This window comes from Brevundimonas sp. Marseille-Q4549, from assembly GCF_976940555.1.
This window is the reverse complement of the sequence record NZ_CDRHXG010000001.1, coordinates 2,206,957-2,230,786: the sequence shown is the minus strand read 5'-3', so window position 1 is coordinate 2,230,786 and position 23,830 is coordinate 2,206,957. Positions and strand designations below refer to the sequence as shown.

At 65.8% G+C, this 23,830-nt stretch carries 27 protein-coding genes; 14 read left to right on the top strand and 13 right to left on the bottom strand.

Annotated elements, in window-relative coordinates; all coding sequences use genetic code 11:
- Positions 1–52 precede the first annotated feature (52 nt).
- From ACWPV3_RS10940 to ACWPV3_RS10930, 3 genes are read left to right on the top strand one after another with little or no spacing between them, the layout of a single operon-like run.
- Positions 53–1,027, top strand: coding sequence for an SPFH domain-containing protein (locus ACWPV3_RS10940; RefSeq protein WP_453977864.1), 975 nt, complete (start codon positions 53–55; stop codon positions 1,025–1,027).
- A gap of 13 nt (positions 1,028–1,040) precedes the next feature.
- Positions 1,041–1,499: an NfeD family protein gene (locus tag ACWPV3_RS10935; protein WP_313453807.1), complete on the top strand. Its 459-nt coding sequence runs from the start codon at positions 1,041–1,043 to the stop codon at positions 1,497–1,499.
- Positions 1,500–1,530: 31 nt separating this feature from the next.
- Complete coding sequence (locus tag ACWPV3_RS10930) at positions 1,531–2,928, top strand: MFS transporter (RefSeq protein ID WP_453977863.1); 1,398 nt, start codon at positions 1,531–1,533, stop codon at positions 2,926–2,928.
- Here the strand turns inward: ACWPV3_RS10930 and rnhA are convergent.
- Positions 2,925–3,377: a ribonuclease HI gene (gene rnhA, locus ACWPV3_RS10925; RefSeq protein WP_312732774.1), complete on the bottom strand. Its 453-nt coding sequence runs from the start codon at positions 3,375–3,377 to the stop codon at positions 2,925–2,927. The genes ACWPV3_RS10930 and rnhA overlap by 4 nt on opposite strands.
- A gap of 111 nt (positions 3,378–3,488) precedes the next feature.
- Between rnhA and ACWPV3_RS10920 the strand changes: the two genes are divergently transcribed.
- The 3 genes from ACWPV3_RS10920 to tatC are packed head-to-tail and all read left to right on the top strand — an operon-like array spanning position 3,489 to position 5,175.
- On the top strand, positions 3,489–3,707 hold the full coding sequence (locus tag ACWPV3_RS10920) for a twin-arginine translocase TatA/TatE family subunit (protein ID WP_292087877.1): 219 nt from the start codon (positions 3,489–3,491) through the stop codon (positions 3,705–3,707).
- A 23-nt stretch (positions 3,708–3,730) separates the two neighbouring features.
- A complete protein-coding gene (gene tatB / locus ACWPV3_RS10915; RefSeq protein WP_453977862.1) occupies positions 3,731–4,291 on the top strand; it encodes a Sec-independent protein translocase protein TatB in 561 nt (186 codons plus the stop codon).
- On the top strand, positions 4,288–5,175 hold the full coding sequence (tatC, locus tag ACWPV3_RS10910) for a twin-arginine translocase subunit TatC (protein ID WP_292087875.1): 888 nt from the start codon (positions 4,288–4,290) through the stop codon (positions 5,173–5,175). The genes tatB and tatC overlap by 4 nt, the downstream gene beginning before the upstream one ends.
- Positions 5,176–5,281: 106 nt before the next feature.
- On the opposite strand, the gene glnA is transcribed toward tatC, so the two are convergent.
- Positions 5,282–6,688, bottom strand: a complete 1,407-nt coding sequence (glnA, locus tag ACWPV3_RS10905) for a type I glutamate--ammonia ligase (RefSeq protein WP_292087874.1) — start codon at positions 6,686–6,688, stop codon at positions 5,282–5,284.
- Between the two features lie 85 nt (positions 6,689–6,773).
- Entirely contained in the window at positions 6,774–7,112 is a 339-nt protein-coding gene (locus ACWPV3_RS10900) for a P-II family nitrogen regulator (protein WP_292087873.1), read from the bottom strand.
- A gap of 114 nt (positions 7,113–7,226) precedes the next feature.
- On the opposite strand from ACWPV3_RS10900, the gene ACWPV3_RS10895 reads away from it, so the two are divergent.
- Positions 7,227–8,060: an NAD(P)H-hydrate dehydratase gene (locus ACWPV3_RS10895; protein ID WP_453977861.1), complete on the top strand. Its 834-nt coding sequence runs from the start codon at positions 7,227–7,229 to the stop codon at positions 8,058–8,060.
- A gap of 211 nt (positions 8,061–8,271) precedes the next feature.
- Here ACWPV3_RS10895 and ACWPV3_RS10890 read toward each other — a convergent pair whose 3' ends face one another.
- The 5 genes from ACWPV3_RS10890 to ACWPV3_RS10870 form a co-directional block, all read right to left on the bottom strand.
- Positions 8,272–8,574: a hypothetical protein gene (locus ACWPV3_RS10890; RefSeq protein WP_201097265.1), complete on the bottom strand. Its 303-nt coding sequence runs from the start codon at positions 8,572–8,574 to the stop codon at positions 8,272–8,274.
- Positions 8,575–8,918: 344 nt separating this feature from the next.
- The gene (locus ACWPV3_RS10885; RefSeq protein WP_201097273.1) at positions 8,919–9,950 is read right to left on the bottom strand and encodes a TniQ family protein; all 1,032 of its coding nucleotides are present in this window, start codon (positions 9,948–9,950) and stop codon (positions 8,919–8,921) included.
- Positions 9,940–10,830 carry a TniB family NTP-binding protein gene (locus ACWPV3_RS10880; RefSeq protein ID WP_201097276.1) on the bottom strand — a complete coding sequence of 297 codons (891 nt, stop codon included), beginning with the start codon at positions 10,828–10,830 and terminating at the stop codon, positions 9,940–9,942. The genes ACWPV3_RS10885 and ACWPV3_RS10880 overlap by 11 nt, the downstream gene beginning before the upstream one ends.
- Positions 10,827–12,443 (bottom strand): DNA-binding domain-containing protein, encoded by a 1,617-nt coding sequence (locus tag ACWPV3_RS10875; RefSeq protein ID WP_201097278.1) that lies wholly within the window; start codon positions 12,441–12,443, stop codon positions 10,827–10,829. The genes ACWPV3_RS10880 and ACWPV3_RS10875 overlap by 4 nt, the downstream gene beginning before the upstream one ends.
- Positions 12,440–12,733, bottom strand: a complete 294-nt coding sequence (locus ACWPV3_RS10870; protein WP_201097280.1) for a hypothetical protein — start codon at positions 12,731–12,733, stop codon at positions 12,440–12,442. The genes ACWPV3_RS10875 and ACWPV3_RS10870 overlap by 4 nt, the downstream gene beginning before the upstream one ends.
- A 365-nt stretch (positions 12,734–13,098) precedes the next feature.
- Here ACWPV3_RS10870 and ACWPV3_RS10865 point away from each other — a divergent pair, with 365 nt between their 5' ends.
- A complete protein-coding gene (locus ACWPV3_RS10865) occupies positions 13,099–13,668 on the top strand; it encodes a recombinase family protein (RefSeq protein ID WP_201097282.1) in 570 nt (189 codons plus the stop codon).
- Here the strand turns inward: ACWPV3_RS10865 and ACWPV3_RS10860 are convergent.
- On the bottom strand, positions 13,665–14,921 hold the full coding sequence (locus ACWPV3_RS10860) for a hypothetical protein (protein WP_201097284.1): 1,257 nt from the start codon (positions 14,919–14,921) through the stop codon (positions 13,665–13,667). The two genes, ACWPV3_RS10865 and ACWPV3_RS10860, sit on opposite strands and share 4 nt — an antisense overlap.
- A 131-nt stretch (positions 14,922–15,052) precedes the next feature.
- Here ACWPV3_RS10860 and ACWPV3_RS10855 point away from each other — a divergent pair, with 131 nt between their 5' ends.
- Positions 15,053–15,331, top strand: coding sequence for a hypothetical protein (locus ACWPV3_RS10855; RefSeq protein ID WP_201097286.1), 279 nt, complete (start codon positions 15,053–15,055; stop codon positions 15,329–15,331).
- Between the two features lie 29 nt (positions 15,332–15,360).
- On the top strand, positions 15,361–15,789 hold the full coding sequence (locus tag ACWPV3_RS10850) for an EamA family transporter (protein WP_453977860.1): 429 nt from the start codon (positions 15,361–15,363) through the stop codon (positions 15,787–15,789).
- A gap of 14 nt (positions 15,790–15,803) precedes the next feature.
- Here the strand turns inward: ACWPV3_RS10850 and ACWPV3_RS10845 are convergent, their stop codons facing one another.
- Positions 15,804–16,232, bottom strand: a complete 429-nt coding sequence (locus ACWPV3_RS10845; RefSeq protein ID WP_275945222.1) for a Fur family transcriptional regulator — start codon at positions 16,230–16,232, stop codon at positions 15,804–15,806.
- Between the two features lie 156 nt (positions 16,233–16,388).
- On the opposite strand from ACWPV3_RS10845, the gene ACWPV3_RS10840 reads away from it, so the two are divergent.
- Positions 16,389–18,551, top strand: coding sequence for a TonB-dependent receptor (locus ACWPV3_RS10840; RefSeq protein WP_453977859.1), 2,163 nt, complete (start codon positions 16,389–16,391; stop codon positions 18,549–18,551).
- An 88-nt stretch (positions 18,552–18,639) separates the two neighbouring features.
- Here ACWPV3_RS10840 and ACWPV3_RS10835 read toward each other — a convergent pair whose 3' ends face one another.
- Entirely contained in the window at positions 18,640–18,777 is a 138-nt protein-coding gene (locus ACWPV3_RS10835) for a hypothetical protein (protein ID WP_201097294.1), read from the bottom strand.
- A gap of 279 nt (positions 18,778–19,056) precedes the next feature.
- On the opposite strand from ACWPV3_RS10835, the gene ACWPV3_RS10830 reads away from it, so the two are divergent.
- Entirely contained in the window at positions 19,057–19,314 is a 258-nt protein-coding gene (locus tag ACWPV3_RS10830) for a TonB family protein (RefSeq protein ID WP_201097296.1), read from the top strand.
- A 10-nt stretch (positions 19,315–19,324) separates the two neighbouring features.
- Here the strand turns inward: ACWPV3_RS10830 and ACWPV3_RS10825 are convergent, their stop codons facing one another.
- Both ACWPV3_RS10825 and ACWPV3_RS10820 read right to left on the bottom strand, forming a co-directional pair.
- Positions 19,325–20,605 (bottom strand): HAMP domain-containing sensor histidine kinase, encoded by a 1,281-nt coding sequence (locus ACWPV3_RS10825; protein ID WP_453977858.1) that lies wholly within the window; start codon positions 20,603–20,605, stop codon positions 19,325–19,327.
- 82 nt (positions 20,606–20,687) lie between these two features.
- Complete coding sequence (locus tag ACWPV3_RS10820) at positions 20,688–21,365, bottom strand: winged helix-turn-helix domain-containing protein (RefSeq protein ID WP_201097300.1); 678 nt, start codon at positions 21,363–21,365, stop codon at positions 20,688–20,690.
- Positions 21,366–21,521: 156 nt separating this feature from the next.
- On the opposite strand from ACWPV3_RS10820, the gene ACWPV3_RS10815 reads away from it, so the two are divergent.
- Together ACWPV3_RS10815 and ACWPV3_RS10810 are read left to right on the top strand one after the other, a co-directional pair.
- Positions 21,522–22,907 carry a TolC family protein gene (locus ACWPV3_RS10815; protein WP_201097302.1) on the top strand — a complete coding sequence of 462 codons (1,386 nt, stop codon included), beginning with the start codon at positions 21,522–21,524 and terminating at the stop codon, positions 22,905–22,907.
- On the top strand, positions 22,904–23,827 hold the full coding sequence (locus ACWPV3_RS10810; protein ID WP_201097304.1) for an efflux RND transporter periplasmic adaptor subunit: 924 nt from the start codon (positions 22,904–22,906) through the stop codon (positions 23,825–23,827). The genes ACWPV3_RS10815 and ACWPV3_RS10810 overlap by 4 nt, the downstream gene beginning before the upstream one ends.
- The last annotated feature ends 3 nt before the right edge of the window (positions 23,828–23,830 follow it).

The window sequence follows — 23,830 nt, the reverse complement described above, 5'->3', positions numbered from 1 at the left end:
GGTGGCGCTTCAGGGTTGTGACGGCTAACCTGGCTCCAGACGGAGGGTTCCCATGGATGTCGCCACCATTTTCGCCGGCGTCGTGCTACTGCTGGCGATCGCGCTGCTGTTCAGCGTCATCAAGATCGTGCCGCAGGGCCGAGAGTTCACCGTCGAGCGGTTCGGCAAGTACACAAAGACGCTGAGCCCGGGCATCGGCTTCCTGACCCCGTTCGTGGAACGGGTCGGCAAGCGCATGAACATGATGGAGCAGGTGCTGGACGTCCCGACCCAGGAGGTCATCACCAAGGACAACGCCATGGTCCGGGTCGACGGCATCGTCTTCATCCAGGTGATGGACGCCGCCAGGGCCGCCTATCGCGTCGACGACCTGACCTACGCCATCTCCCAGCTGTGCATGACCAATCTGCGGACAGTCGTCGGCTCGATGGAACTGGACGAGGTGCTGAGCCAGCGTGACAGCATCAACACCCGCCTGCTGCACGTCATCGACGCGGCGACCGAGCCGTGGGGCGTCAAGGTCAACCGGATCGAGATCAAGGATCTGACTCCGCCCGCCGACGTGACCAACGCCATGGCTCGCCAGATGAAGGCCGAGCGGGAACGCCGCGCCGTCGTCACCGAGGCGGACGGTGAGAAACAGGCCGCCATCGCCCGCGCCGAGGGCGCCAAACAGGCCGCCATTCTCCAGGCCGAGGGGCGCAAGGAAGCCGCCTTCCGCGACGCCGAAGCCCGCGAGCGCGAGGCCGAGGCGGAGGCGCGCGCCACCGCCATGGTGTCCGAAGCCATCGCGCGCGGCGACGTGAACGCCATCAACTATTTCGTCGCACAGAAATATGTCGAGGCCTTCGCCGAACTGGCGCGCAGCCCGCAACAGCGCACGGTGATCGTGCCCTCTGAAATGGGCGCCCTGGTCGGTTCCATCGCCGGCATCGGCGAACTGGTCGGTCTGGCCCAGGGGCAGCAGCGCGAGGCCCCGGCGCGTCCGTCGGCGCCACGTCGTCCGGCTGTCCCGCCTTCGGCCTGAGGAGACAAGCGCGATGTCCGTGATCGCCGATCTCTATGCGGCCCAGCCCTTTTGGATCTGGCTGGCCGTGGGCGTGCTTCTGCTGGCGGTGGAGGCGATGTTTTCCACCGAATGGCTGCTGTGGCCGGCGGTTTCGGCGGGCGTCGTCGCCGTCATGACGGCCGCAGGGCTGCGGTTGGGATTGCCGGGCGAGGTGGCGGTCTTCGCCGTGTTGACGGTGATCGCCACTCTTTTGTCGCGCCGGCTTATCCAGAAGGCCAATCCGTCCGGCCCGGACATCAATGATCGGGACAGCCGGTTGATCGGCCAGAAGGCGCGAGTGGTGCAGGCCTTTGAGGGCGGGCGCGGGCGTGTCTTCGTCTCGGGCGCAGAGTGGCCCGCGCAAATGGAGGACGCCGCCCCGGACCTGGGGCAGGACGTCGTGGTGACGGCTGTGGACGGGTCTCTGCTGACGGTACGGGGCGCCGGTTGAACATAGGCGCCGTCGCGCGCGTTCGACGCGCATGATCTCCAGTCCTGCGCTGACCGAAGACGGCCTTCCCGCTCCCCGTCGCTACTGGGCCATCGTGTCCATCGGTCTGGGGATCACCCTGTCGGTGCTGGACGGGGCCATCGCCAATGTCGCCCTGCCGTCGATCGCCAAGGACCTGCAAGCGTCGTCCGCCGCCTCGATCTGGGTGGTCAACGCCTATCAGATCGCCATCGCCGTGGCCCTTTTGCCGCTGGCGTCGCTGGGCGAAATCGTCGGCTATAGGCGCGTCTCCCAGGCTGGCCTGGTGGTCTTCACCCTTGCATCCCTGGCCTGCACCTCCGCCGATTCGATTCAGACGCTCAGTCTGGCGCGGGTGCTGCAGGGGTTCGGTGCGGCCGGGATCATGAGCGTGAACGGCGCCCTGGTGCGTTTCACCTATCCGCAGCGCCTGCTGGGCCGGGCGGTCGGAATCAATGCGGTGATCGTGTCCCTGGCGGCCGCGGCCGGACCGACCATCGCCAGCGCAATCCTGGCGGTCGGCCACTGGCGTTGGCTCTTCGCGCTGAACGTGCCGCTGGGCCTGTTGGCCGTAGCCCTGGCCGGCTTCACCCTGCCGCGCAATCCGCTGCAAGGCCGCAAGCTGAACTGGAGCGGGGCGGCGTTGAACGCCGCCGCCTTCGGCCTGGTGATCACCGGTCTGCAATCGCTGGCGCACGGCGAGGCGGCGGTCCTGGGCTTTGGCCTGACAGGCGCGGGCCTGGTCGCCGGCGTCCTTATGGTTCGGCACGAGCGCGCGCGCGTCGCCCCCCTGTTTCCGCTGGATCTGATGCAGCGCCCGATGTTCAGCCTGTCGGTGGCGACCTCGGTGATCTCCTTCACCGCCCAGATGATGGCCTTTGTCAGCCTGCCGTTCTTCCTGCAGAACAGCCTGGGCCTGACGGCGGTGGAGACCGGCCTCTTGATGACGCCCTGGCCGCTGGCGACCATGATCGCCGCGCCATTGGCGGGGTATCTGTCGGATCGTTATTCGGCCGGGGTTCTGGGGGCGATGGGGCTGACGGTCTTCGCCTGTGGTCTGATGGCGCTGAGTTTCCTGGACGTCGGTGCCAGCCACTTCGACATCGCCTGGCGCATGGCCGTCTGCGGCGCCGGATTCGGTTTCTTCCAGTCGCCCAACAATCGCGCCATGCTGTCCGAAGCGCCACGCGAACGGGCCGGGGCGGCCGGAGGAGCGCTGGGTATGGCGCGGGTCGTGGGCCAGGCGCTGGGCGCCGTGGTCGTGGCCTTTCTGCTGTCGGCCGCGCCGGCGAACGGCGTGGCGCACGGCTTCCAGATCGCCGCCGTCGTCGCCCTGTTCGGCGCGGTGATGAGCGGCGCCAGGGTTCGTCGCCCGCCTGCCGAACCTGAAAAGCAGGTCGAGGCGGTCTAGCGCGCCTTCAGCTCCGCCACCCCGCGATTGGCCAATTGGTCCGCGCGTTCATTCAGTTCATGGCCGGCGTGACCCTTCACCCAGCGCCATCTGACCTCGTGGCGGGCGCGAGCGGCGTCCAGCCTTTGCCACAGGTCGGCGTTCTTCACCGGCTTCTTGTCGGCGGTCAGCCAGCCGCGCGCCTTCCAGCCGCGCATCCATTCCGTGATTCCCTGCATGACGTATTTGCTGTCGGTGTGCAGTTCGACCTTGCAGGGCCGCTTCAGGGCCTCAAGCGCCATGATGGCGGCCATCAGCTCCATGCGGTTGTTGGTGGTGTTGGCCTCGCCGCCCCACAGTTCCTTTTCATGACCGCCGCCCGCCTGAAGCACGGCGCCCCAGCCGCCGGGGCCGGGATTGCCCTTGCAGGCGCCGTCGGTGTGGATGATGACGTGATTGGAAGGACTCATGGTCGCGCAGGCCTACAGCCTCCCTTGGCGGGACGCCATGACTGCGCCTATATGCGGGTCGAATAAGAGTGGATGGGATCGGACGACCGATCCCCATGAGGAGAATACGCCATGGGCTCCATGAGCATCTGGCACTGGGCCATCGTCATTGTCGTGGTCGCCGTCCTGTTCGGCGGACGTGGCAAGCTGTCCAGCATCATGGGCGATGCGGCCAAGGGCATTCGCGCCTTCAAGGACGGCCTGTCGGACGACGGCAAGAAGGACGGCCCGCAGGACGGCGTCAGCTCCCTGCCGCGCACGGACACGGAAAAAGAAGAACTGAAGCGCTGACCGCCGTCTGAAAGGGCTGCCGCATGGGCGGGCTCGGCCCCGGAGTCGGGGGATTCGAAATTCTGGTGATCGGCCTGGTGGCCCTGCTTGTCGTGGGGCCAAAGGATTTGCCGATCCTGATGCGTCGTGTCGGCCAGATGGTCGGCAAGGCGCGCGCGATGGCCAATGAGTTCCGCGCCAGTTTCGACGAAATGGCGCGTCAGTCCGAACTGGACGAATTGCGCAAGGAGGTCGAGGCGCTGCGGACGGGGCAGGGGATGTACCCTCTCGGGCCCCAGGCCGACGCGGCCTTCAAGGAGATCAACGCCGGCCTGACCGGGCCCGCGACCCCACCGGTCGATCCAGTCGCCTTGCCCGAGCCGGTCATGACGCCAGCGGCGCCGGAATGGCCCGATACCGCCACGCCTGAGCCGGCGGCGGTCGCCAAGCCCAAAGCGAAACGGGCGTCGCCCAAGACCACAGACGCCAAGCCCGCGGCCCGCAAGACGCCCGCAAAGGCCAAGACCTCGGCGGCTAAACCCGCCGTCAAGACGACCCCGGCCGCCAAGCCCAAGGTCACGCGCAAGAAGGCCGCCGAGCTTTGACCTCCTTTGATCGTGACGAGGCCGAGATCGAGGCGTCGCGCGCGCCCTTGATGGATCATCTGATCGAGCTGCGGTCGCGGCTGCTGATCTGCGTCATCGCCTTCATCATCGCCTTCATCGGCTGTTTCGCCTTTTCCGAGACGCTGTATCTGTTTCTGGTGAAGCCCTATGTGGTGTCCGCCGCCTTCCACCAGACGGTGGGGCCGCACGGCCATGTGTCGCCGTTCAACCTGATCCTGGGGACGGCGGGGCTGATCCCCGTGCCGGACGTCGACCACAATACGGTCAAGCTCATCTATACTGCGCCGCTGGAAATCCTGTTCACCAAGATGAAGCTGGCGGGGCTGGGCGCCGTGATCGTGGCCTTTCCGGTCCTGGCCTGGCAGCTGTACCGCTTCGTCGCGCCCGGCCTGTATCGCAACGAGCGCGGCGCCTTCCTGCCGTTTCTGATCGCGGCGCCGGTGCTGTTCGTTCTAGGCGCGGCCCTGGTCTATTACGTCATGCTGCCCTTCGTGATGTGGTTCTCACTGAGCCAGCAGATCATCGGGGAGGGGGTTGCGGCCGAACTGCTGCCCAAGGTGTCGGACTATCTGAACCTGGTGACGGCGCTGATCCTAGCCTTCGGCCTGTGTTTCCAACTGCCGGTCGTTATGACGCTCCTGGGTCTGGCCGGCCTGATCAACTCCAAACTGATGGCTCAGAGCCGGCGCTACGCCATCGTCGCCGTGGTCGTGGTCGCCGCCGTCGTCACCCCGCCCGATCCCATCAGCCAGTTGATGCTGGCCCTGCCCATGGTGCTGCTCTACGAGGTCTCGATCTGGTGCGTCCGCATCATCGAACTGCGCCGCAAGAAGACCGACGCCCTGGAAGCCGAAGTCGCCTGAAACGACTGCCGAAGCCTGCGCCTGACGGGTTTCGATATTCCATGAAGCAGCAAAAAGGCCGGACGATCGCTCGTCCGGCCTTTCGCTTTTCAACCTGATCCGAGGATCAGCAGCTATAGTACATGTCGAACTCGACCGGGTGCGGGTGCAGTTGCAGGCGGGCGACTTCTTCTTCCTTCAGCGCGATGTAGGCGTCGATGAAGTCGTCGTCCATGACGCCGCCCTTCTTGAGGAAGGCGCGGTCCTTGTCGAGGCTCTCCAGCGCTTCCTTCAGCGAGCCGCAGACCTCGGGGATGGAACCGCGCTCTTCCGGCGGCAGGTCGTAGAGGTTCTTGTCGGCGGGCGCGCCCGGATCGATGCGGTTCTCGATGCCGTCCAGACCCGCCATCAGCAGGGCCACGAACGTCAGATAGGGGTTGCCCATCGGATCGGGGAATCGGGCTTCCAGACGCTTGGCCTTGGGCGACGAAACGTGCGGGATGCGGATCGAGGCCGAACGGTTGCGGGCCGAATAGGCCAGTTTCACCGGCGCCTCATAGCCTGGCACCAGACGCTTGTAGCTGTTGGTGGTCGAGTTGGAGAAGGCGTTGATGGCCTTGGCGTGCTTGATGATGCCGCCGATGTACCACAGACACTCCTGCGACAGGCCGGCGTATTTGTCGCCGGCGAAAAGGGGCTTGCCGTCGCGCCAGATCGACTGGTGCACGTGCATGCCCGAGCCGTTGTCGCCGAACATGGGCTTGGCCATGAAGGTCGCGGTCTTGCCATAGGCGGCGGCGACGTTGTGGATGACGTATTTGTAGAGCTGAAGCCGGTCGGCCATGGTCAGCAGGTCCGAGAACTTCAGACCCAGTTCGTGCTGGGCCGGCGCCACCTCGTGGTGGTGCTTTTCGGGCTGCAGGCCCAGGTCGCGCATGACCGCCAGCATCTCGCCGCGCAGGTCCTGGCCGCTGTCGACCGGATTGACCGGGAAATAGCCGCCCTTCGGTCCAGGGCGGTGGCCCATGTTGCCCTCGGAGTATTCCGAGCCCGTGTTGGCGGGCAGTTCCGTCGAATCGAAGGCGTAGCCGGTGTCATGCGGTTGGGTCGACCAGCGCACATCGTCGAAGATGAAGAACTCGGCTTCAGGGCCGAAATAGACCTGATCGCCCACGCCCGACGACTGGACATAGGCCAGGGCCTTCTTGGCCATCGAGCGGCTGTCGCGGTTATAGGGTTCGTTGGTGTCGGGGTTCAGCACGTCGCAGAACAGGAACATCGTCTTCTGCTGATAGAAGGGGTCGATGTAGGCCGTGGTCAGGTCCGGCTTCAGCAGCATGTCGGACTCGTTGATGGCCTTCCAGCCGGCGATCGACGAACCGTCGAACATCGTGCCTTCGTTCAGGAAGTCTTCGTCGACCAGGTCGATGTCGAAGGTGACATGCTGCAGCTTGCCGCGCGTGTCGGTGAAGCGGATGTCGACGTATTCGACATCGTTCTCCTTGATCTCTTTAAGGATCTTGCTGGCGCTCATTCTCGTGGGTCCTGTTCTTGGTCGTTTTGGGGAGGAACCCGACCGACGACCCGGGGGCCGAGGGCCAGGGGAGGGGTAGTCGCGATCAGACGGCCTGGGCTCCGGTCTCGCCGGTGCGGATGCGGATCACATCGGCCACGTCGGAGACGAAGATCTTGCCGTCGCCGATCTTGCCGGTGCGCGCCGAGGTCTGGATGGCCTCGACGACGGCGGGCGCGAGGTCGTTGGCGACGACGACCTCGATCTTGATCTTGGGCAGGAAGTCGATGACGTATTCGGCCCCGCGATACAGTTCCGAATGACCTTTCTGGCGGCCATATCCCTTGGCCTCCAGCACCGTCATGCCTTGCACGCCCACGTCCTGGAGCGCTTCCTTGACGTCATCCAGCTTGAAAGGCTTGATGATGGCTTCGATTTTCTTCATGGCGACCCCTGAGCGGCGCACGGAAAATAGCGGCGCTCGGGCGGGAATGGGACACGGCAAGGCCGCTGAAAGCAAGCAGTTTTCGCAGAAGAAACACGGATTGTCGGGGCTCTGATGATTGAAACCAACGATCCGGCGCTGTGGCGCAATTTTCTGCCCTGGCCGGGGCCTGACACGCACAAGCATGCGCGCGGTCGGTTGGTGGTGGTGTCGGGCAAGGCGCACCAGACGGGTGCGGCGCGGCTGGCGGCGCGCGCGGGCCTGCGCATCGGCGCGGGCGTGGTGCGTATTCTGTGTCCGCCGGACGCGGTCTCGGTCATCGCGCCGGCGATCGAGGCGGTGATGCTGACGCCGTTCGGCTCGGCCGACGCTCTGGGCCGCGAGGTCGAGATGGCGGACGCCGTCGTCATCGGACCGGCGGCGGGCCTGGACGACGCCACGGTCGCCAATCTTCAGGCCGTGGCTATGAGCGGCGCGGTGCTGGTGATCGACGCCGACGCCCTGACGATGTTCAAGGGTCGCGCCCCTGAGCTGTTCGCCCTTGTGGACCGCGACGACGTCCTGACGCCTCATGAAGGCGAGTTCGAGCGGCTGTTTCCCGGACTGCTGCACCAGGGCCGCGAGAAGGCCGCCTTGGAGGCTGCTCGACGCGCTCAGGCCGTGGTCGTGCTGAAAGGCGCCCAGACCATCGTCGCATCGCCGGACGGTCGCGCCCGCCGCAACATCAACGGTTCGCCATGGCTGGCCACCGCCGGAACCGGCGACGTCCTGGCCGGCATGATCGGCGGGCTGATCGCCCAACGCATGTCCAGCTTCGACGCCGCCAGCGCCGCCGTATGGCTGCACAGCGCCGCCGCATTGGGGTTCGGCCCAGGTCTGATCTCGGAAGACCTGTCAGAAATCCTGCCGAAGGCATTGAGAGAGCTATGGATTCAAGATCCGCCTTAATGAGGGCGGCATATTATTTCGCATAATATATCTTAGACGATAGATATTGGAGCCGCTGTAGCCCTAGCTATTGTCACTTTTCTCATTCCTTGAGAATCTCACCGGCCACGACCATTCGCAGCGGGTTTGAGTTCAGATCAGTCGAGTTTGATCGAATTGCTGCGACTCCGTGATCATGAGCGCAGCTTGAGTGGCCAGCCCGGCTCGTAGCTCAGGCGGCGGCGGCGCTCGGCGGCGCTTCGCCCAGGTGCAGCAGAACTGCGGTGTAGATGATGTCGCTGATGATCACGTCGCGATCTTCGGCGATCCCACGGACGCGGTTCGCCAGAGGCCGCGGCACGGCGAGAGATGTCGAGGGCGACGACGTGGGTCCCGCGATCAGCCCGTTCTTCCAGCGATCGATCTGGTTATCCAGGAATTCCTGCACGACGTCGGAATAGAGGTCGGCGACCGTCCTGCCCTCGTCACGGGCAACGGCTTTCATCCGTTTGTGGGCCCATCGCGGAATACGCATGGACAGGTTGGCCCGGGGTATACCCCAGTCAACTTCATCGCGGATGTGTGTGGGTTCTGGCTCTGTCATCGGCAAACTCCCTGCTGCGGCGGGAGAATCGCTGATCGTGGACTCCACGTCTAGTCGCCGGCGTCAACACAGCGTGCTCCGATTTCTCGGTCAGGCTATATAGCTATCTGGCAACGTTCGACGGAGGGCTAGGTCGTGCTCGACGAGTTTTCATTGTTGGTCGTGCTGGTCTTCTTCGCGGTGCTCGCTCTCGGAGCGCTTCTCTCGCGAGCAGCTCGAGCATGGCGGGGTATTAACGTCCGCCGTGAGCACCATCGAGAATGACTTCGCACGCCTCAGTTGAGGCCGGCCAAGGCGGCCAGTTGCTCAGCCGCAGCCCATCGAGTTTGGAGCTCGTCGGACCAGCCGTGCACCCGCGCGCGTAGCTGATGAAACGCTTGGACTGGCAGGGCCACGGCCAGCAGCCCCAGCGGGTCCATGCCGACGTCGCCGATCACTCGCCGCCGGCCCTTGGGCACGACGAGCGCCACCACGCGGGAAAACCAATCGCCTAGCACTTCCCGCTCATGACAATAGCCGGGCGACGGCCAGCGCAGAGCGATGGCGGCGCGCGCGAACAGAAGCCGATCGGCCGGGTCCAGCACCATTAGGAGACCTTCTGGCAGAGTGAGCGCAAGCGGCGCGATGTGACGGCCCCGACGAGGCTCTTCAAAAAGGGTCAGCGCGGCGCCCCTTCCCAAGGCCAGGTTGATCTGGACGGAAAGCGCGTCGACGAGGTCCCTCACCTCGCGGACTGAAGTTGTGACGTGCGAGGCGGCTGATCGGACCGGGTCGACCATCTGGGCGGCGAATAGAAGGCTGTCTAAGGGCTCCTGCTCGACGTTCGACAACCCATGATCCTGACGGGGCAGGCTGACATCGAACGGAAGCATGACCGAGGCCTGCGCCTCTGTCGGTATCAGGAGCGGCGCGCCATGCTTGAGACACACCGTCGAAAGCGGGTGGGTCCACGCTGTCCTCACATGGAGCGGCCTCCCCGCCTCGGCGTCTCCGGCAAGACAGCAGGCGCATACCCGCCAATCCAACTCTGCGCGCGAAGGTCGCTCAGTAATCGTGAGAATAGGATGCACCGCCGCTCTGACCTGGTCGAGGTCGACGGCGGTGCGCCGGGCGATCTGAACGAGGACCTCTTCGCCAGGCGCGTGGTCGACCAACTGCAGGGGACAGCCGATCTCAACGGCGACATGATCCATATCCAGCAGATGCGTCCTCGCGATGCGGGCCAGCCAGGAGGACAGCGCCTCCCCCTCCTCCCGCTTGACGACGGGAAATGAGAGCGTCGCCCCATGCGGCCGATCAAACCCCATTTTCGAGCCGCTCGCCTTTGAGCGCCACGGCTTCCAGCAGCTCGACCGACAGACGCTCGCTGCCGTCGCGAATAGCCGACCGTGCACAGCGTTCCAGCATGGCCAGCATTCGCCCGCCCGTGGGGCCGCACAGCTGAAGTAGCAGGTTCATGAAGCGTCGATCGACCACGGTCGGCCGACGCAGCGGAAACAACGCGATGCGCTGGCGGACCACGTCGACGACCCAGCTGTGCTTCTTGTCCCAGGCCGGGAGGGCGATAACCTCAAACCTCTGGGCAAGGTGCTCGTCGGAATAAACGAGGGCCTTCGACTCCCGCGAACCGAAACCGGCGATGGAAAGGCCCAGTTCATTGGACAGGTACTTCAGGGTGTTCAGGACGACCTGCTGAGCGCTGGCCCGCTGCAGCAAGGCGTGCTGCAACTCGTCGATGATCAGCAGGCGGGTGCGGCGTAGGCGCAGCTGATTGACGACCATCGCCCGAAGCCGCGCCGTCGTCGTCTCGGGAGCGCTCGCGCCAATCGCAGAGAGGATCTCGAGATAGAGGCGCTTCTCGTCGACCGTGGGCGGTGCCTGAATGACGACGACGCCGTCCTTGTCAGCCTCGTCACGCGATACCCGGCCGGCGTAGAGCGCCTTGAACCGGTCGATGATCGCCGATTTCCCATAGTTCGGCGGCGCGTGGACAACGACGGATGGCGGCCTTTGCCTGAGCGGCAGATCGATCAATTCAAACAGCCTGGTTATGACCTCGTCTCCGGGCGGATAGGATATCCACCAGTCGCTGGAGATGAGCGCCAGCCGGGATGCGTCAGTCGCCAGCGCGCTGTCCTTCACCCGGTCGTCCAGATGGGCGAACGGATCGCTGGTGTCATCGATCACAGCGCGCCTCCCCAGCTATCGTCTTCATGCTGCGCCGGCGGGGCTTCCGTGGTCGCGCGAGCGTGGCGGAGGCGTTCGACTGCCAGCCGGGCGATTTTGGATCCATGGGCTTCGCCGTGTAACAACTCCTCTGACCGCTGGCGGGCCGCGCGCGCGAGGATGCCCTCGAGGGGCGCGCCGAGCACCAGCGCGAGCCGACGGGCGTAGTTGTAGAACCAGAGGGTTGGATGGCGCCCTGAGTAGTTCGGCAGCCGGTACGGCACGCGGATCCATCGCTTGGCTATCTGGAGGTAGACGCAGCCGAGGTTGCGGGGATCAAACTTCAGACGCACCTTGGTTCGTCCTTCAGCGTAGGCGAGCGTGGTGTCTTCTGACGCGTACTCTTCGCCGAAGGCCTTCAGGCCTGTGCGGGTCAGAGTGCGGGTGATTTCCGGGAAGAGATCGATCCGAAAGCCCTCGGGATCGTCCGGTCGCCGCGGATGCAGGCCAGCCACCTTACGGTCCCAAGCTTCGAGCGGCGTGCAGCCAAGCGCGCTGTGAACGGTGTTGTGGTACTCCCCAAGGATCTGGTGGGCGAACCAGAGCTCGAGCTGGTCGATGTCCAGGGCCGCTCCCTTGCTGGCGTCGTAGTCGCCACGCTCTTTAGGGCTTCGCTGGGTGGCGCCCGGCAGCATCTTGCACCGGCCCATCATCGTGCCGATCATTCGCTCGATGTGGCCGCCCCAGTGAGCCTTGCCGGGCGGGCGCAGGAAAGTGTCTACGCCCTGGTTGGCCAACGCCCGCTCGAAGGCGCGAGACTGGAATTCGCCGGCACGATCAGAATGGACAAGCTTGGGCAGTCCCTCGACCGGCCAGCGATAGTCGAGCCCCATCTGTTTCAACCAGGCGCCCTTGGGCTGCACGGCCAGATCCAGAGCGGTTCCGGCCCGCAGAATCGAGGGCGGTTCGAGCGAAACATAGAAGCCCGCCACCATGCGGGTGGCGACATCGATGATGACCGTCAGCCACGGGCGCCCGACTGGTTTCCGGCTCTCCTTGTCGACGAGAATGACGTCGGCCTTGGTGTGATCGATCTGCCAGCAGTCCCAAGGGTGCTCGATCTCATAGCTGCCCGGCCGAGCGGTCGCAGCTTCACGAGCCTTCCTTCCGTCGCGACGTCCGAGCACCGCTGCGCGTTTCATCCTTTGGAGGCGGCGTCGGACCGTAGTGTATCTCGGACCGGGCAGCCCCAGCCGCTCACACGCGTCTTCAATGACCTTCACCGTTTCCGTCAAAGGCGGCTTGTTGGGCGACAGGTAGTGCGTCCTCAGGGCTTCAGCCACAACGGCCTCCACATGCGGATGAAGGCGGCTCCGGCCCTTGGGGAAGCCGCCCTTGCGGCCCGTCAGGTCCCGGATGGTCGTCCTCCCCTCCCCTCGGGCTCGTTGTAGATCACGGTAAACGGTCGCCCGGCTGACGCCGGCGCGTTCGGCCGCCGTCTCCACGTCCCAGACAGTTCTCCGCTCCCGCGTCGCGAGGTCGGCGATCCCACGAGCCCGGGCGGCCAGTTGCGCGAACCGCTCCTCGGACATGCTTTCGAGATCGCCGCCCGTGATCGGCTCGACCGCGCTCATGCCGCAACCGCCTCAGTCGAGACCGGCTCGAACACCGTGGTCGAACCCAAGATCGACCGCGTGGTGAGGTCCGTGACGGTGACCAACCAAGCGGCCTGAGATCCCTTCACCGCGACGTCGAGTTCGGCCGCCTGGACATCCCAGTTGTCCAGGTCGACCTCGGCGGTCGCCGCCTCAAGCAGATCGCAGAGAAGCTGTTCCGTGGCGACGATCACGCACTCCGGCAATCCGGCGAGCGGATCGTCACGATGTGACGAGTCGGGTCCTTGAGAAGACGACGGGGCAGTCATGAGCAAGTCCTCCAGCTGGATGGGAGGGCAACTCACGACTCCGAAAATGTATGATCGCAACTCTGGCGGCTACAGGCTTCGCCAGCTATTGGCGCGCGCGAATTACATGTAACGCGTCGCAAAGACTTAACTGAATTAGCACGGATTTCGCGGCTTATCAAATTGGTGTGAGAGTCCTCGGCACCGCTCTACTTGCAGGTTTGCAGTTTGCCAGATCGGGCAGGACCGGCGTCTCACAAACGTTCGTTTCTGACACGCTGCCGGTCGACGGAGCGTGACCCGCGTCGCTGCTCGGCCCTTCTTGTGTCGAAACCCTGTCGCTGATTCTATGTGTCAGGATCGAAGACGCTGACGGGTTTTGCGACATGCTGATCGGATATGCGCGGGTATCGACCGCCGACCAGAACCTCGCCCTCCAAACCGACGCGCTGGAGAAGGCGGGATGCGAGCGCACATTCTGCGAGGTGGCGTCCGGCGTGCGGACGGAGCGGGCCGCGCTGACCGAAGCCTTGTCCCACGCCCGGGCGGGAGATGTGTTCGTCGTCTGGAAGCTGGACCGTCTGGGTCGGACAGTCGGTCAACTCGTCGAGTTCGTCGCCAGTCTGCGGGGTCGGGGTGTGGAGTTCAGGAGCCTGACCGACGGCATCGACACGACCACGCCGGCCGGCCGGTTCTTCTTCCACATGATGGCGGCGCTCGCCGAGATGGAACGGGACCTGATCCGTGAACGCACAATGGCCGGACTGTCCGCTGCCCGCGCGAGGGGCCGAAATGGCGGACGGCGCCAGTCGCTTACCAAGCGTCAGGTCGCGCAGGCCCGGCTCCTTCTGGAGCACCCGGACCAGACGATGGCAGGCGTGGCGTCCTCGCTCGGCGTCTCCCGGAGCACCCTCTACCGCTCGCTTGCGCGATATCCGGAGAGCGTCGGGTCTTAGGGCAGGTCCAGCGGCGGAGCGTTGTCCTCGAACGCGTCGAAGATGGAGCGCAGCAAGAGGTCCATTTCAGGAAATCGCTTACGCAGCGCCGAAGGGTGATGCGTGCCCTGGATGGCGGTCTCGAACGCCTTGGCGACCGCGTCCTTGTCCTGAACCACCCCCTGATAGCGCTCCACGCCGCCCTTCCATTCCTTCCATCGAATGGGTCTCAGAGCGCCGGCTGCGTCCGTGAGCGAGGAACGGCCCAGGTAGAGCTCCAGGGGCGCCCCGGAGCCGTTGACATCCATTCGGGTCAGACCTCCCGGGCCCAAGGTGGGATAGTCGGCGGCGAGTTCGGTGCGGGGCAGCGACCGCAGTCTTACGGTGCGGGGAAACTTCACAGCCTTCAGCGAGGCCATGGCCTCCAGGCCGGCGGCGTCATTGTCGAACAGCGCCAGAAGACGGTTCTGGACGCGGGCGCCGGACAGCGCCTTCACCATCCCTGCGAGCAGAGATGCGCCGCCCTCGATGCGGAATTCATCGAAGTCGATAAACTGATAGAGGTCCGCGTACTCCGGATAGAAGGCCCGCAGCGCCGCCGTGATGATGCGCGTATCGGATTTGCCTTCGGTCAGGACGATGATCTTGCCGTTCGGGTAAAGCGCCTCCTCCGCCTGTTCTTCACGTGCCAGCTCCTGGGGAGGCACGACGGTGTCTTCATCCTCGTAGAGGTGCGAACAATCCATCCAGACCGTCGAGCGGGCTTCTATCTCGGTGAGCATGGCGAGTTGAACAAACGGATCGCTCGGGCCATCCAGCAGGCTCAGTAGATCCCAAGGCTGATGGCGCCCGGCGATCAGTTGCTTTGAGCGGGCAGCCTCGGCCACCGCCTTCTTCCACGCCTCATAGGTAATACTTTCCATGACGGCGAGCGCGGCCGCGCTGTCCCCATCAGGGCTGGCCCAACGACGGTTCAATTCGACCGCATGGCGTCGCGCGATGTCCCAGGCTTGGGCGCAGAACTCCGTCGTGTAGCCCTGGATCAGGAGGCGTTTGCGAACGGTGCGGGCGGGCGCACGCAGATAATGGTAGCTGGCCAGCGGTTCGTCGCGATATCGATCCGCATGTTCGCGTAACTGCCGATGCGCAGTTGCCCGCGGCCGCGACACAAAATCGGCCTCCGTGAAGACCGTATCGACGAGCGCGCGCCAGCCGAGGATCTCGGCGGAGGGGAGCGCTATGCACCCTACATAGACTTCGACGTCATCGGACATCCGCCCAAGCTATCGGAGGGGTGCGCCTGCGCAATGGCGCGAAGGTCCGCTCAGATGCGCTCCGGACGACAGGGTTGGAAAAGTCATCGACTTCGTAGTGAAATGGGACGTGAACCACCCAAGGGACCGTGATGGCGCTGTCTCCTCATCAGAAAACGACCTCGTTGATCCTGTGGGCACGCTGGCTCGGATACGTCGCGCTGGGCTTCTTCGCTTTGGCCATGACCGCCATCCTCGGCTGGGAACGCCTGCTTCCCCATCAGATCGCCGTGGGCCTGGCGGGCTTTGTCATCGTGTTTGCGGTCAGTCTCTGGATCCTCAGGTTTTTGCCGCGGGAGGCCGACGATACGGGCACGCCCACTATCTCTCCCCTGCCCCCGACCCGGCCGCCAAGCGGAGTTGAGGACTGATGGGTCGATGGCTCGAAGCCGGGGCGTCCATGACCCATTGGCTCCCCTGGGCCCTGCTCTCGGCCGCCTTCGCAGCGCTGACCGCGATCTTTGCGAAGGCCGGGGTTCAGACGATCGATCCGAACTACGCGACCTTCATCAGAACACTGGTGATCCTGGTCTTCGCCGGCGCCATCGTCGCCTTGACCAGTGGATTTCAGACGGACCAGCCATTACCGGCCCGCGCCTGGGTTTTTCTGATCCTCTCCGGCCTCGCGACCGGCGCGTCCTGGCTTTGCTATTTCCGCGCGCTCAGTCTCGGGCAGGCGGCGCAGGTCGCTCCCGTCGAAAAGATCAGCGTCGTGCTGGTGGCGATCTTCGGGGTCGCGTTCCTCAGGGAACATCTCTCGCCGCGCGCCTGGCTGGGCGTGGCGCTGATCACCTCCGGCGTCATTCTGATCGCGCTCAAATCCGCCTGACACCCGCGCGGAACTCAGCGACGACGTGTGACACGAACCTCCATCCCGCCCGCCAGGTCATAGCCCGCGTTCTTAACGGCGCTGCCGATCCTGGCGGCGAGATCCGGCGCGTTCAGCGCAATGATGTCACCCTGATCGATGTCGACGAGGCTGATGGGCGGCAGCTCGGTGTGCTTCTGGAAATAGGTCCTGCCGCTGCCCGCAACCGCGTGAACGCGGATGGCGCCCGCGTTGCTCAGATCCTTCACCGCCCGATAGATCGCCGTGCGGGACAAACTCGCGCCCTCCACGTTCAGACGTCGCCAGATCGTCTCCACGTCGAGCAGATCCTCGGTCTCCGCAAAGACCCTGGCCACGGCCAAGCGCGGCCCCGTCGGCCGCACACCCCGCCGCCGACAAGCTTCCCAAATTTCCAAGAGCGCTCCTTCGATGGCGGGGACCATGGGAGGGCGAACATTCGCGTAACATGACGGGAAGAGTACGGTTACGCCGAAGGCCCTGCTTGCTTGTTGAAAGGCATTCTCAATCGCAGTAGCTGGCGGTCCCGCGAATGAATCGCAAAAACGAACGGCGCTATCCCGCCGCGTGAGGACCTTCAGGTGAATCCGATCCAGACCCCGCTCATCCGCAAACTCGCCCCCGTTCTGCTGGCGTCCACGGCTCTGTGCGTGGCGGCTCCCGCCTTCGCGCAGCAACAGCCCGCCGTTCCTCTGGGCACCCTTCGTGTCGACGACCAGGCCGGAGATTTCGGCATCCAGCCGCGTCGCGACCAAGGCTACGTCGCCCCGACCAGCACCTCCGCCACCAAGACCGAAACGGCTCTGATCGACACTCCGCAGGCGATCACTGTCGTCACCCGCGACCAGATCAATGACCAGGGCCTGGTTGGGCTGAACGATCTTGTCCGCTATGTGCCCGGCGTGACCTACGCCCAAGGCGAAGGCAACCGCGATGCGATCATCTTCCGCGGCATCGCCTCGACGGCGGACTACTTCACCGACGGCCTTCGCGACGACACCCAGTACTACCGCGACCTCTACAATGTGGAGCGCGTCGAGGTCCTGAAGGGCCCCAACGCCATGATCTTCGGCCGCGGCGGCTCGGGCGGTCTGATCAATCGTGTGACCCGCCAGGCCGGATGGGATGTCGAGAACGAGCTGCGCCTCGAGGCCGGTTCACACGACTTCTATCGCGGGACGGTCGACTACAATTTCGAGGTCAGCGACACGACCGCGCTGCGCGTCACGGGCCTCTATGAGGACAGCGGCAGCTACCGGGATGGCGTGACCTACGAGAAGTTCGGCATCAATCCGACCGCCAGCTTCCGCCTGGGCGACAACACCCTGCTGCAGCTGGGCTACGAGCATTTTGAAGACCGCCGCATCGCCGACCGCGGGGTCTCGGCCAATCCGGGCGGGACACGGGCAAACCCGGCCCGTCCGGTGGACGGCTATCGCGACACCTTCTTCGGCGACCCGGCTCGCAGCCCGACCGATACCGACGTCGATGCTCTCAGCATCGCCTTCGAGCACCGGTTCGACAACGGACTGACCCTGCGCAACCGCACTCGCCTGGCCGACTACGACAAGTTCTACCAGAACGTCTTCCCGGGCGCGGTGAACGCCGCCACCCAGACCGTGCCGATCTCGGCATACAACAACGCCACCACGCGTCAGAACCTGATCAACCAGACTGACCTCGTCTTCTACGCGGACACCGGCTCGGTTCGGCACACCTTCCTGGCCGGCGCCGAGTTCGGCCGCCAGGAAACCGACAACCTGCGCCTGACCGGGTACTTCCCGGGCGGCGGCACGACCTTCAACGCGCCGCTGACCAACCCGACGATCAATCAACCGCTGACCTGGGCGCCGAGTGCGACGGATGCCAGCAACGAGGGCGTGACGAAGCTGGCGGCTGGCTACCTGCAGGACCAGATCGAGCTGACCTCGCAGCTGCAGTTGATCCTGGGCGTACGCTACGAGCACATCGAAAGCGAGGTTCTGAACCGCCGCAACAACGTCCGCACGGAGGCAACCGACAATCTGTGGTCGCCGCGCGCCGGCCTGGTGTTCAAGCCCATGGACAATCTCTCGCTCTATGGCAGCTACACCAAGACCTACCTGCCGCGTTCGGGCGAGCAACTGACCGGCCTGACGCCGACGAACCGCGCGCTCGATCCGGAGGAGTTCGACAACTACGAACTCGGCGCCAAATGGGACGTGACGCCGGGCCTGAGCCTGACCGCCGCCGTCTTCCAGCTCGATCGCAGCAATGTCGTCGTGCCTGACCCCGCCAACCCGGCGCAGTCCATCCTCGTCGATGGCCAGCGCAGCAAGGGGGTGGAACTGAGCGCCACGGGACAGATCACCGAACAGTGGAGCGTGGTCGCGGCCTACACCCGTCTCGACGCCGAAATCACGGCGGCGCAATCGACGACGGTCCTAGCCGGCAACAAGCTGGCCAACGTGGCGGAAAACAGCGCCTCGATCTGGAGCCGCTATGACTTCACGCCGCGGTTCGGCGCTGGCCTCGGCGTCATCTACCAGGGCGACCGTTTCACGGCGTCCGACAACACCCAGGTGATGCCGAGCTTCACCCGCGTTGACGGCGCCCTGTTCTATGCGCTGACCGACCGGATCGATGTTCAGCTCAATGTCGAGAACCTGCTGGACGAGGACTACTTCGCCACGGCGCACAGCAACAACAACATCACCCCGGGCGGCCCGCGCGCTTTCCGGGTCGGCCTGACCACGCGGTTCTAGGCCTGATGAAATGGACGGCGCCTCCTACCCGTCCAGATCGGCGACTGGCGAGCCCATCCCCGTGCTGACGCCAGTCGCCGTTCAAGGGTCACGACGTCGGGGCCGCGAGCGTATGCTCGCGGTCCTGATCGTTGTTGTCGGCCACGCGGCTGTGATTGCCGGGCTTTCGATCGTCCGCCCCGATCTGCGGCGCGAGCCCGCGGCGGAGCCGGTCATCCTCGTGCAACTGGAGCCCCGGGTTCGTCCATCGCCCCCCAGGGCGCTGACCCCGCCTGAGGATCCGCGTCCGCGTCAGAACGTGATCCGGTCGACCACGCCGCCGCCCCCGGCGTCGGCGCCGCCCGCGCCACGACCTGCGCCCCTCCCGCTTGCGGCGGCGGTAGAACCTCTTCCTGTCGCAGTTGCGCCCCCCACACCGCCGACGCCAGCTCCGGCCTCGCCGCGTGTTGATCCGCCGCCGGCTTCCCCGACGCCGGTCTCCCGGGACAGTTTCGAAGGACGCGTGATGGCGCGGCTGGTGCAGGTGAAGCGTTATCCGGCATCTGCCCGGGCTCGCCGTGAAACCGGGACGGCCTATGTCAGATTCACGTTGAGCCGCTCCGGTCGGCCGAGCGCGATCAGTCTTGACCGGTCCTCGGGCGTCGCAGCGCTCGACCGCGAGGCGCTCGACACTGTCCGGCGTGCCACGCCATTGCCGACCGTCCCGGAAAACCTGTCGGCGCCTTTGACGCTGACGGTCGCCATTGAGTTCACCCTGAACTGATCCTGCAGGCTCAGCCGCCGGGGAAGATCATCCGCACCCTCATGCCAGGATGACTGTTCTCCAGGATCAGCTCGCCCCGGTGCAGATCCACGATGGCTGCCACCATGGAGAGGCCGAGGCCGGATCCCACGGTGTTGCGGCTGCGATCGAGGCGGTAGAACCGGCGGGTCAGTTTCGACATCTCTTCCGCAGGCGCGCCCGGCCCGTTGTCGGTCACGCTGAGTTCGACCTGTTCGTCCAGCGCATGCACGGCGATGACGATCGCTCCACCGGGTCCGCCGTGGGTGATGGCGTTGTCGATGAGGCTCGCCACGACCTGCGCCAGCATCGTCGGGTCGCCGGACATGATGGCCGGGCCGTCAGCCTGCACCGTCAGAGCCCCTCCCCCCTCTTCGGCAGCCGGCCGGTAGGCTTCCACGACGTCGCCGACGATCTCGGTCAGGTTCATCACGATGAACCGCCGCTCGGCTCCACCCTCGATCTGCGCCAGGCGAAGCAGCGCGCTGAAGATCTCCAGCAGACGGTCCGTATCCCCGATCGCTTCCGCCAGCAGCCCGTCTCTCTGGCTGGCATCGGCCTGCTGCGCTTCCTCGAGCGTATTGCGCAGCCGGGTCAGCGGGGTTCGCAAGTCGTGGGCGACATCGGAGGAGACCTGCCGCAAGGCGACCATGGCGTCTTCCACCCGCTCCAGCATGACGTTCAGTATGTCGGCCAGATCGTCGAATTCCCGTCCGAGGCCCAGCGAAGGCAGCCGCTCGCTCAGATCGCCCCGCATGACCTTCTCGGCGGCCGCGCCGACCGCCTTCAGGCGATTGAGAAGGATCAGCCCCGCGGCGACGCCGCCGAGCAGGGCCAGCAACACCATGGCCGATCCACCCCAGACGGCCAGCTTGTGAAGCCATTCCCGAAGCTCCGACAGGGCGTAGTCGTCCCTGCCGACCGCAATGAAGGTGCCATCGGAGGCGCGATCGGTCAGGACGATGAGGTTGATATTGTAGGGATCCGGACCCGGCTGTTCCTCACGGGTCGGAATACGCAGCTCACCCCATCCGGAGATCGTCTCCACCGCGCGCGGCAGGCCCGCGTCCAGCCGCTCGCCGGTCGGTGCGATCACCACATAGCTGAAGCGCTCCGGAAGCCCCCCCTCCACATGCTCTCGAAGCGCCGAAATCAGGGCGAGGCCGCCCTCGGCGTTAGCGTCCGCCTTCAGGACCGCCATCTGATCGCGCAGCGCATCGCGGGCGGTCTCCTCGGCGAAATCGGCGACCGCGAGATCCAGTACGACCAGCAACGCCGCCGAACCGATGCCGAAGATCGTCGCAAACAGAACCGCCAGCCGGAAGGTGGTGGTCTGCCAAAGTCGCGCCCGCGGCCTATTCCGGTTCATCGATGAGATATCCCACGCCGCGAAGCGTCCGGATCAACTCGGAATCGAAGCCCTTGTCGACCTTCGATCTCAGTCGGCTCACGTGGGCATCGACGATGTTGGTCCTCGGGTCGAAGTGGAAGCCCCACAGGTTCTCCAGCAGCATGGTCCGGGTAACCGTCTCACCCACCCTCCGGGCCAGGAACTCCAGCAGCTTGTATTCTTGAGGCGTCAGATCGATGCGTCTGCCGGCGCGGATCACCCGCCGACGTCGGGTGTCGATCTCGAGGTCCGCGATCCGGATCTGCGTCTCGATATCGGCCAGAGGCGGTCGCCGCACCAGGGCGTTCAGGCGCGCCAACAGTTCGCTGAACGCGAACGGCTTGACCAGGTAGTCATCGGCGCCGCCCTCCAGACCCGCGACCCGATCATCGACCGAGCCAAGGGCCGTCAGCAAGAGAACCGGCGCGCGGACGCCTTCGGCGCGAAGCGCTCGCAGAGCCTCCAGACCGGACAATCCGGGCAGCATCCGGTCGATGACCAGCACGTCATAGCCCCCGGCCAAGCCGAGATGCAGGCCGTCGTCTCCATTATGGGCCAGATCCGCGGTGTGGCCGGCCTCTGTCAGCCCCCGCCCGATAAAGGAGGCCGTGCGGGCGTCATCCTCGATAACCAGAACCTTCACGTCGCGCCTCAGCCGCCTGCTTCGACAGTTATCCAATCATGCGGATGCGCGGGGCGAAAGGACCACACGGCCTCTCTGCGACGGTTTTAACGGGGCCGTCACACTACGCGTAAACGCACCGCGCTAGGGCTGGCGGATCGTCCCGAAAGACTGTCCGTGACCGCTTTTCGCCGCGTCTTCCTGCCTCTGTCGCACACGGTCGTGCTGATCGCCGCCGTGGGCGCAACTCTGTCCGCCTGTACGACGTATCGACCCGCTCCCATTGATCCGGCCGTCACGGCTCAGGCCTTCCAGGATCGCCGGGCAGACTGGCCTGCCGGGCGCATCATGAGCGAAGCCGAGGCGCTGGAACTCGCGCTGGTCAATGCGCCCTCCGTCCATCAAGCCAAGGCCGCCTACGCTTCTGCGGTGGCCGCCTCGCGTACAGCGCGGGTGGGGTCCGCCTGGACCCTGACGCTGACCGCCGAGTACTCGAGTCAGGCCGACCCCCAGCATCCCTGGCTGTTCGGCGGCGCTGTCGACGTCCCGGTCGATGCCGGCACACGCCGCGAAGCGCGACTGGATAGCGCGGATCTCGCCGTCCTGAAGGCCCGCTACGACGTGGCCGAAGCGGTGTGGGCCGTCCGCACCGCGCTCCGCCGGGCGCTTCTGGACCGCACGGTCGCCCGGCAGGAAATCGCATTGGCCTCAGCCCAGGTAGCGTTGCGAGAACAGCGCGGCGCGGCCATGGAACGCCGGGTCGCGATCGGTGAGGATGGACGATCCGTGGCGTTGGCGGCGCAGAGCGACCACGCTTTGGCCCGCCAGCGACTGACGACCGCTCGGGGCGCCGAGGCCCAGTCGACAGCGGCCCTCGCCGCCGCTCTCGGACTGCCAGTTGAGGCTGTCGCCGATCTAGAGGTGACGGTCGATCCGGCCATTGCGCCCCCCACTCCTGCCGAGCTTCGCGGCGCCCGGCTGGACGCCGCCACGGCTCGCGCGGACGTCCTGAAGGCGGTCATCGACTATGATCTGGCCGAACAGGCCTTGCGTCAGGCGGTAGCGGGCCAGTACCCCTCGGTGACCCTGAGCCCCGGTTACACCTGGGAGCGCGGCGTCGCCAAACTGCCCTTCAATCTCGGGCTGTCGTTGCCCCCGCCCGATCTGAACCAGGCCACAATCCGCGAAGCGGAGGCTCGCCGGGCCGAAGCGGGCAAGGCGCTGGAGAGCGTCCAGGCCGCCGTGTACGCCCAGACGGATGCAGCGGTCGAAGCCCTGCGGGCGGCGGACGACAGCCTGATCCAGTTGCGGGGCCGGGACCTGCCGCTGGCCCAGCGGTCCGAGCGGCTGACGCAGCGCGCAGTTCAACTGGGCGAGCTTGATCGGACGGACTTGATCGCGGCCCAGGCCGGCGTCCTCGACGTCCGACTCGCGGAAATCGACGCCATGCGTCTGCGCGCGGCGGCGATCGCCGACCTCGAGGCCGCCATTCGTCGGCCCGCCGATCCTGCCGAACTCATCGTCATCGCGAACGCCATGGCCAGTCTGGACGCCAGCTCATGATGCTTCAACGTCTGGGGCACGCAGCCCCGATCGCCGCCCTCGCCGTCGTTTTGTTGCTGGGCGCCGCGCCGGCCGCTCCGGCGCCGGCCGCCGCGCCGAAAGCGGCCCTGACCTCCGTACAGCAGGCGAGACTGGCCGTCCGGACGGCGCCTCTGGAAGCCATGAGCTGGGCGCCGGGCGCCACCGGCTATGCCCGGGTGATCGACCCCGTTCCGCTGGCGACGCTGGAAGCCGACCTCACAGCCGCGCTCGCCGCGGCAGGCGCCTCTCGCGCCGAGGCGTCGCGCGCCCGCATCCTCGCTTCGGAAGATCAGTTGGTGGCGGCCAAAGTCGCCGAGGCCGCAGCCGCCCAGGCCACGGCCGATCAGTCCCGGGTCTCGCTCCTGCGGACGAGACTGGGTCTGGAGTGGGGACCAGCGCTTGGGGCGCTCAGCGACGGCCAGCGTCGCGCCCTGGTGGCCTCTATCGCGCGCGGTGAGGCGGCCCTCCTTCGCATCGATGGTCCCAACACGCCGTTGAGCGGTACGGTCACGCTCGATCTCGGGCCGAACGGTCTGGTCCCGGCGCGGGTGCTCGGCGCGGCGCGCACCGCCGATGTCCGCCTGCAATCTTCGGGCAGCCTCGCCTTGGCCTCCGGCAACCAGGCGCGGCGCCTCGCCACCGGGCTTGTCGTGCCCGTCCGGTTGCCCGCCGGCGCCGGATCAGCCGGCGTCTTTGTGCCGGACTCGGCGGTGCTGCGGGCCGAGGGCGAGAGTTGGGTCTATGTCCGGACAGCCCCGGACGCCTTTGAACGCCGCGCGCTCGGCTCTGTCGCGGCCGTCGATCGGGGACTGTTCGCCGGATCGGGCGTGCGCCCTGGAGAAATCGTCGCGATCCGCGGCGCGTCGGCCCTGTATGCGGCGGAACTGGCGGGGTCCTGATCC

Bases quoted from the DNA above. Each gene is read 5' to 3' on its own strand.
- ACWPV3_RS10940 (WP_453977864.1), top strand. From the start codon at position 53: ATGGATGTCGCCACCATTTTCGCCGGCGTCGTGCTACTGCTGGCGATC.
- ACWPV3_RS10935 (WP_313453807.1), top strand. From the start codon at position 1,041: ATGTCCGTGATCGCCGATCTCTATGCGGCCCAGCCCTTTTGGATCTGG.
- ACWPV3_RS10930 (WP_453977863.1), top strand. From the start codon at position 1,531: ATGATCTCCAGTCCTGCGCTGACCGAAGACGGCCTTCCCGCTCCCCGT.
- rnhA (WP_312732774.1), bottom strand. From the start codon at position 3,377: ATGAGTCCTTCCAATCACGTCATCATCCACACCGACGGCGCCTGCAAG.
- ACWPV3_RS10920 (WP_292087877.1), top strand. From the start codon at position 3,489: ATGGGCTCCATGAGCATCTGGCACTGGGCCATCGTCATTGTCGTGGTC.
- tatB (WP_453977862.1), top strand. From the start codon at position 3,731: ATGGGCGGGCTCGGCCCCGGAGTCGGGGGATTCGAAATTCTGGTGATC.
- glnA (WP_292087874.1), bottom strand. From the start codon at position 6,688: ATGAGCGCCAGCAAGATCCTTAAAGAGATCAAGGAGAACGATGTCGAA.
- ACWPV3_RS10900 (WP_292087873.1), bottom strand. From the start codon at position 7,112: ATGAAGAAAATCGAAGCCATCATCAAGCCTTTCAAGCTGGATGACGTC.
- ACWPV3_RS10895 (WP_453977861.1), top strand. From the start codon at position 7,227: ATGATTGAAACCAACGATCCGGCGCTGTGGCGCAATTTTCTGCCCTGG.
- ACWPV3_RS10890 (WP_201097265.1), bottom strand. From the start codon at position 8,574: ATGCGTATTCCGCGATGGGCCCACAAACGGATGAAAGCCGTTGCCCGT.
- ACWPV3_RS10885 (WP_201097273.1), bottom strand. From the start codon at position 9,950: ATGGGGTTTGATCGGCCGCATGGGGCGACGCTCTCATTTCCCGTCGTC.
- ACWPV3_RS10875 (WP_201097278.1), bottom strand. From the start codon at position 12,443: ATGAGCGCGGTCGAGCCGATCACGGGCGGCGATCTCGAAAGCATGTCC.
- ACWPV3_RS10870 (WP_201097280.1), bottom strand. From the start codon at position 12,733: ATGACTGCCCCGTCGTCTTCTCAAGGACCCGACTCGTCACATCGTGAC.
- ACWPV3_RS10865 (WP_201097282.1), top strand. From the start codon at position 13,099: ATGCTGATCGGATATGCGCGGGTATCGACCGCCGACCAGAACCTCGCC.
- ACWPV3_RS10860 (WP_201097284.1), bottom strand. From the start codon at position 14,921: ATGTCCGATGACGTCGAAGTCTATGTAGGGTGCATAGCGCTCCCCTCC.
- ACWPV3_RS10855 (WP_201097286.1), top strand. From the start codon at position 15,053: ATGGCGCTGTCTCCTCATCAGAAAACGACCTCGTTGATCCTGTGGGCA.
- ACWPV3_RS10850 (WP_453977860.1), top strand. From the start codon at position 15,361: ATGACCCATTGGCTCCCCTGGGCCCTGCTCTCGGCCGCCTTCGCAGCG.
- ACWPV3_RS10845 (WP_275945222.1), bottom strand. From the start codon at position 16,232: ATGGTCCCCGCCATCGAAGGAGCGCTCTTGGAAATTTGGGAAGCTTGT.
- ACWPV3_RS10830 (WP_201097296.1), top strand. From the start codon at position 19,057: ATGGCGCGGCTGGTGCAGGTGAAGCGTTATCCGGCATCTGCCCGGGCT.
- ACWPV3_RS10810 (WP_201097304.1), top strand. From the start codon at position 22,904: ATGATGCTTCAACGTCTGGGGCACGCAGCCCCGATCGCCGCCCTCGCC.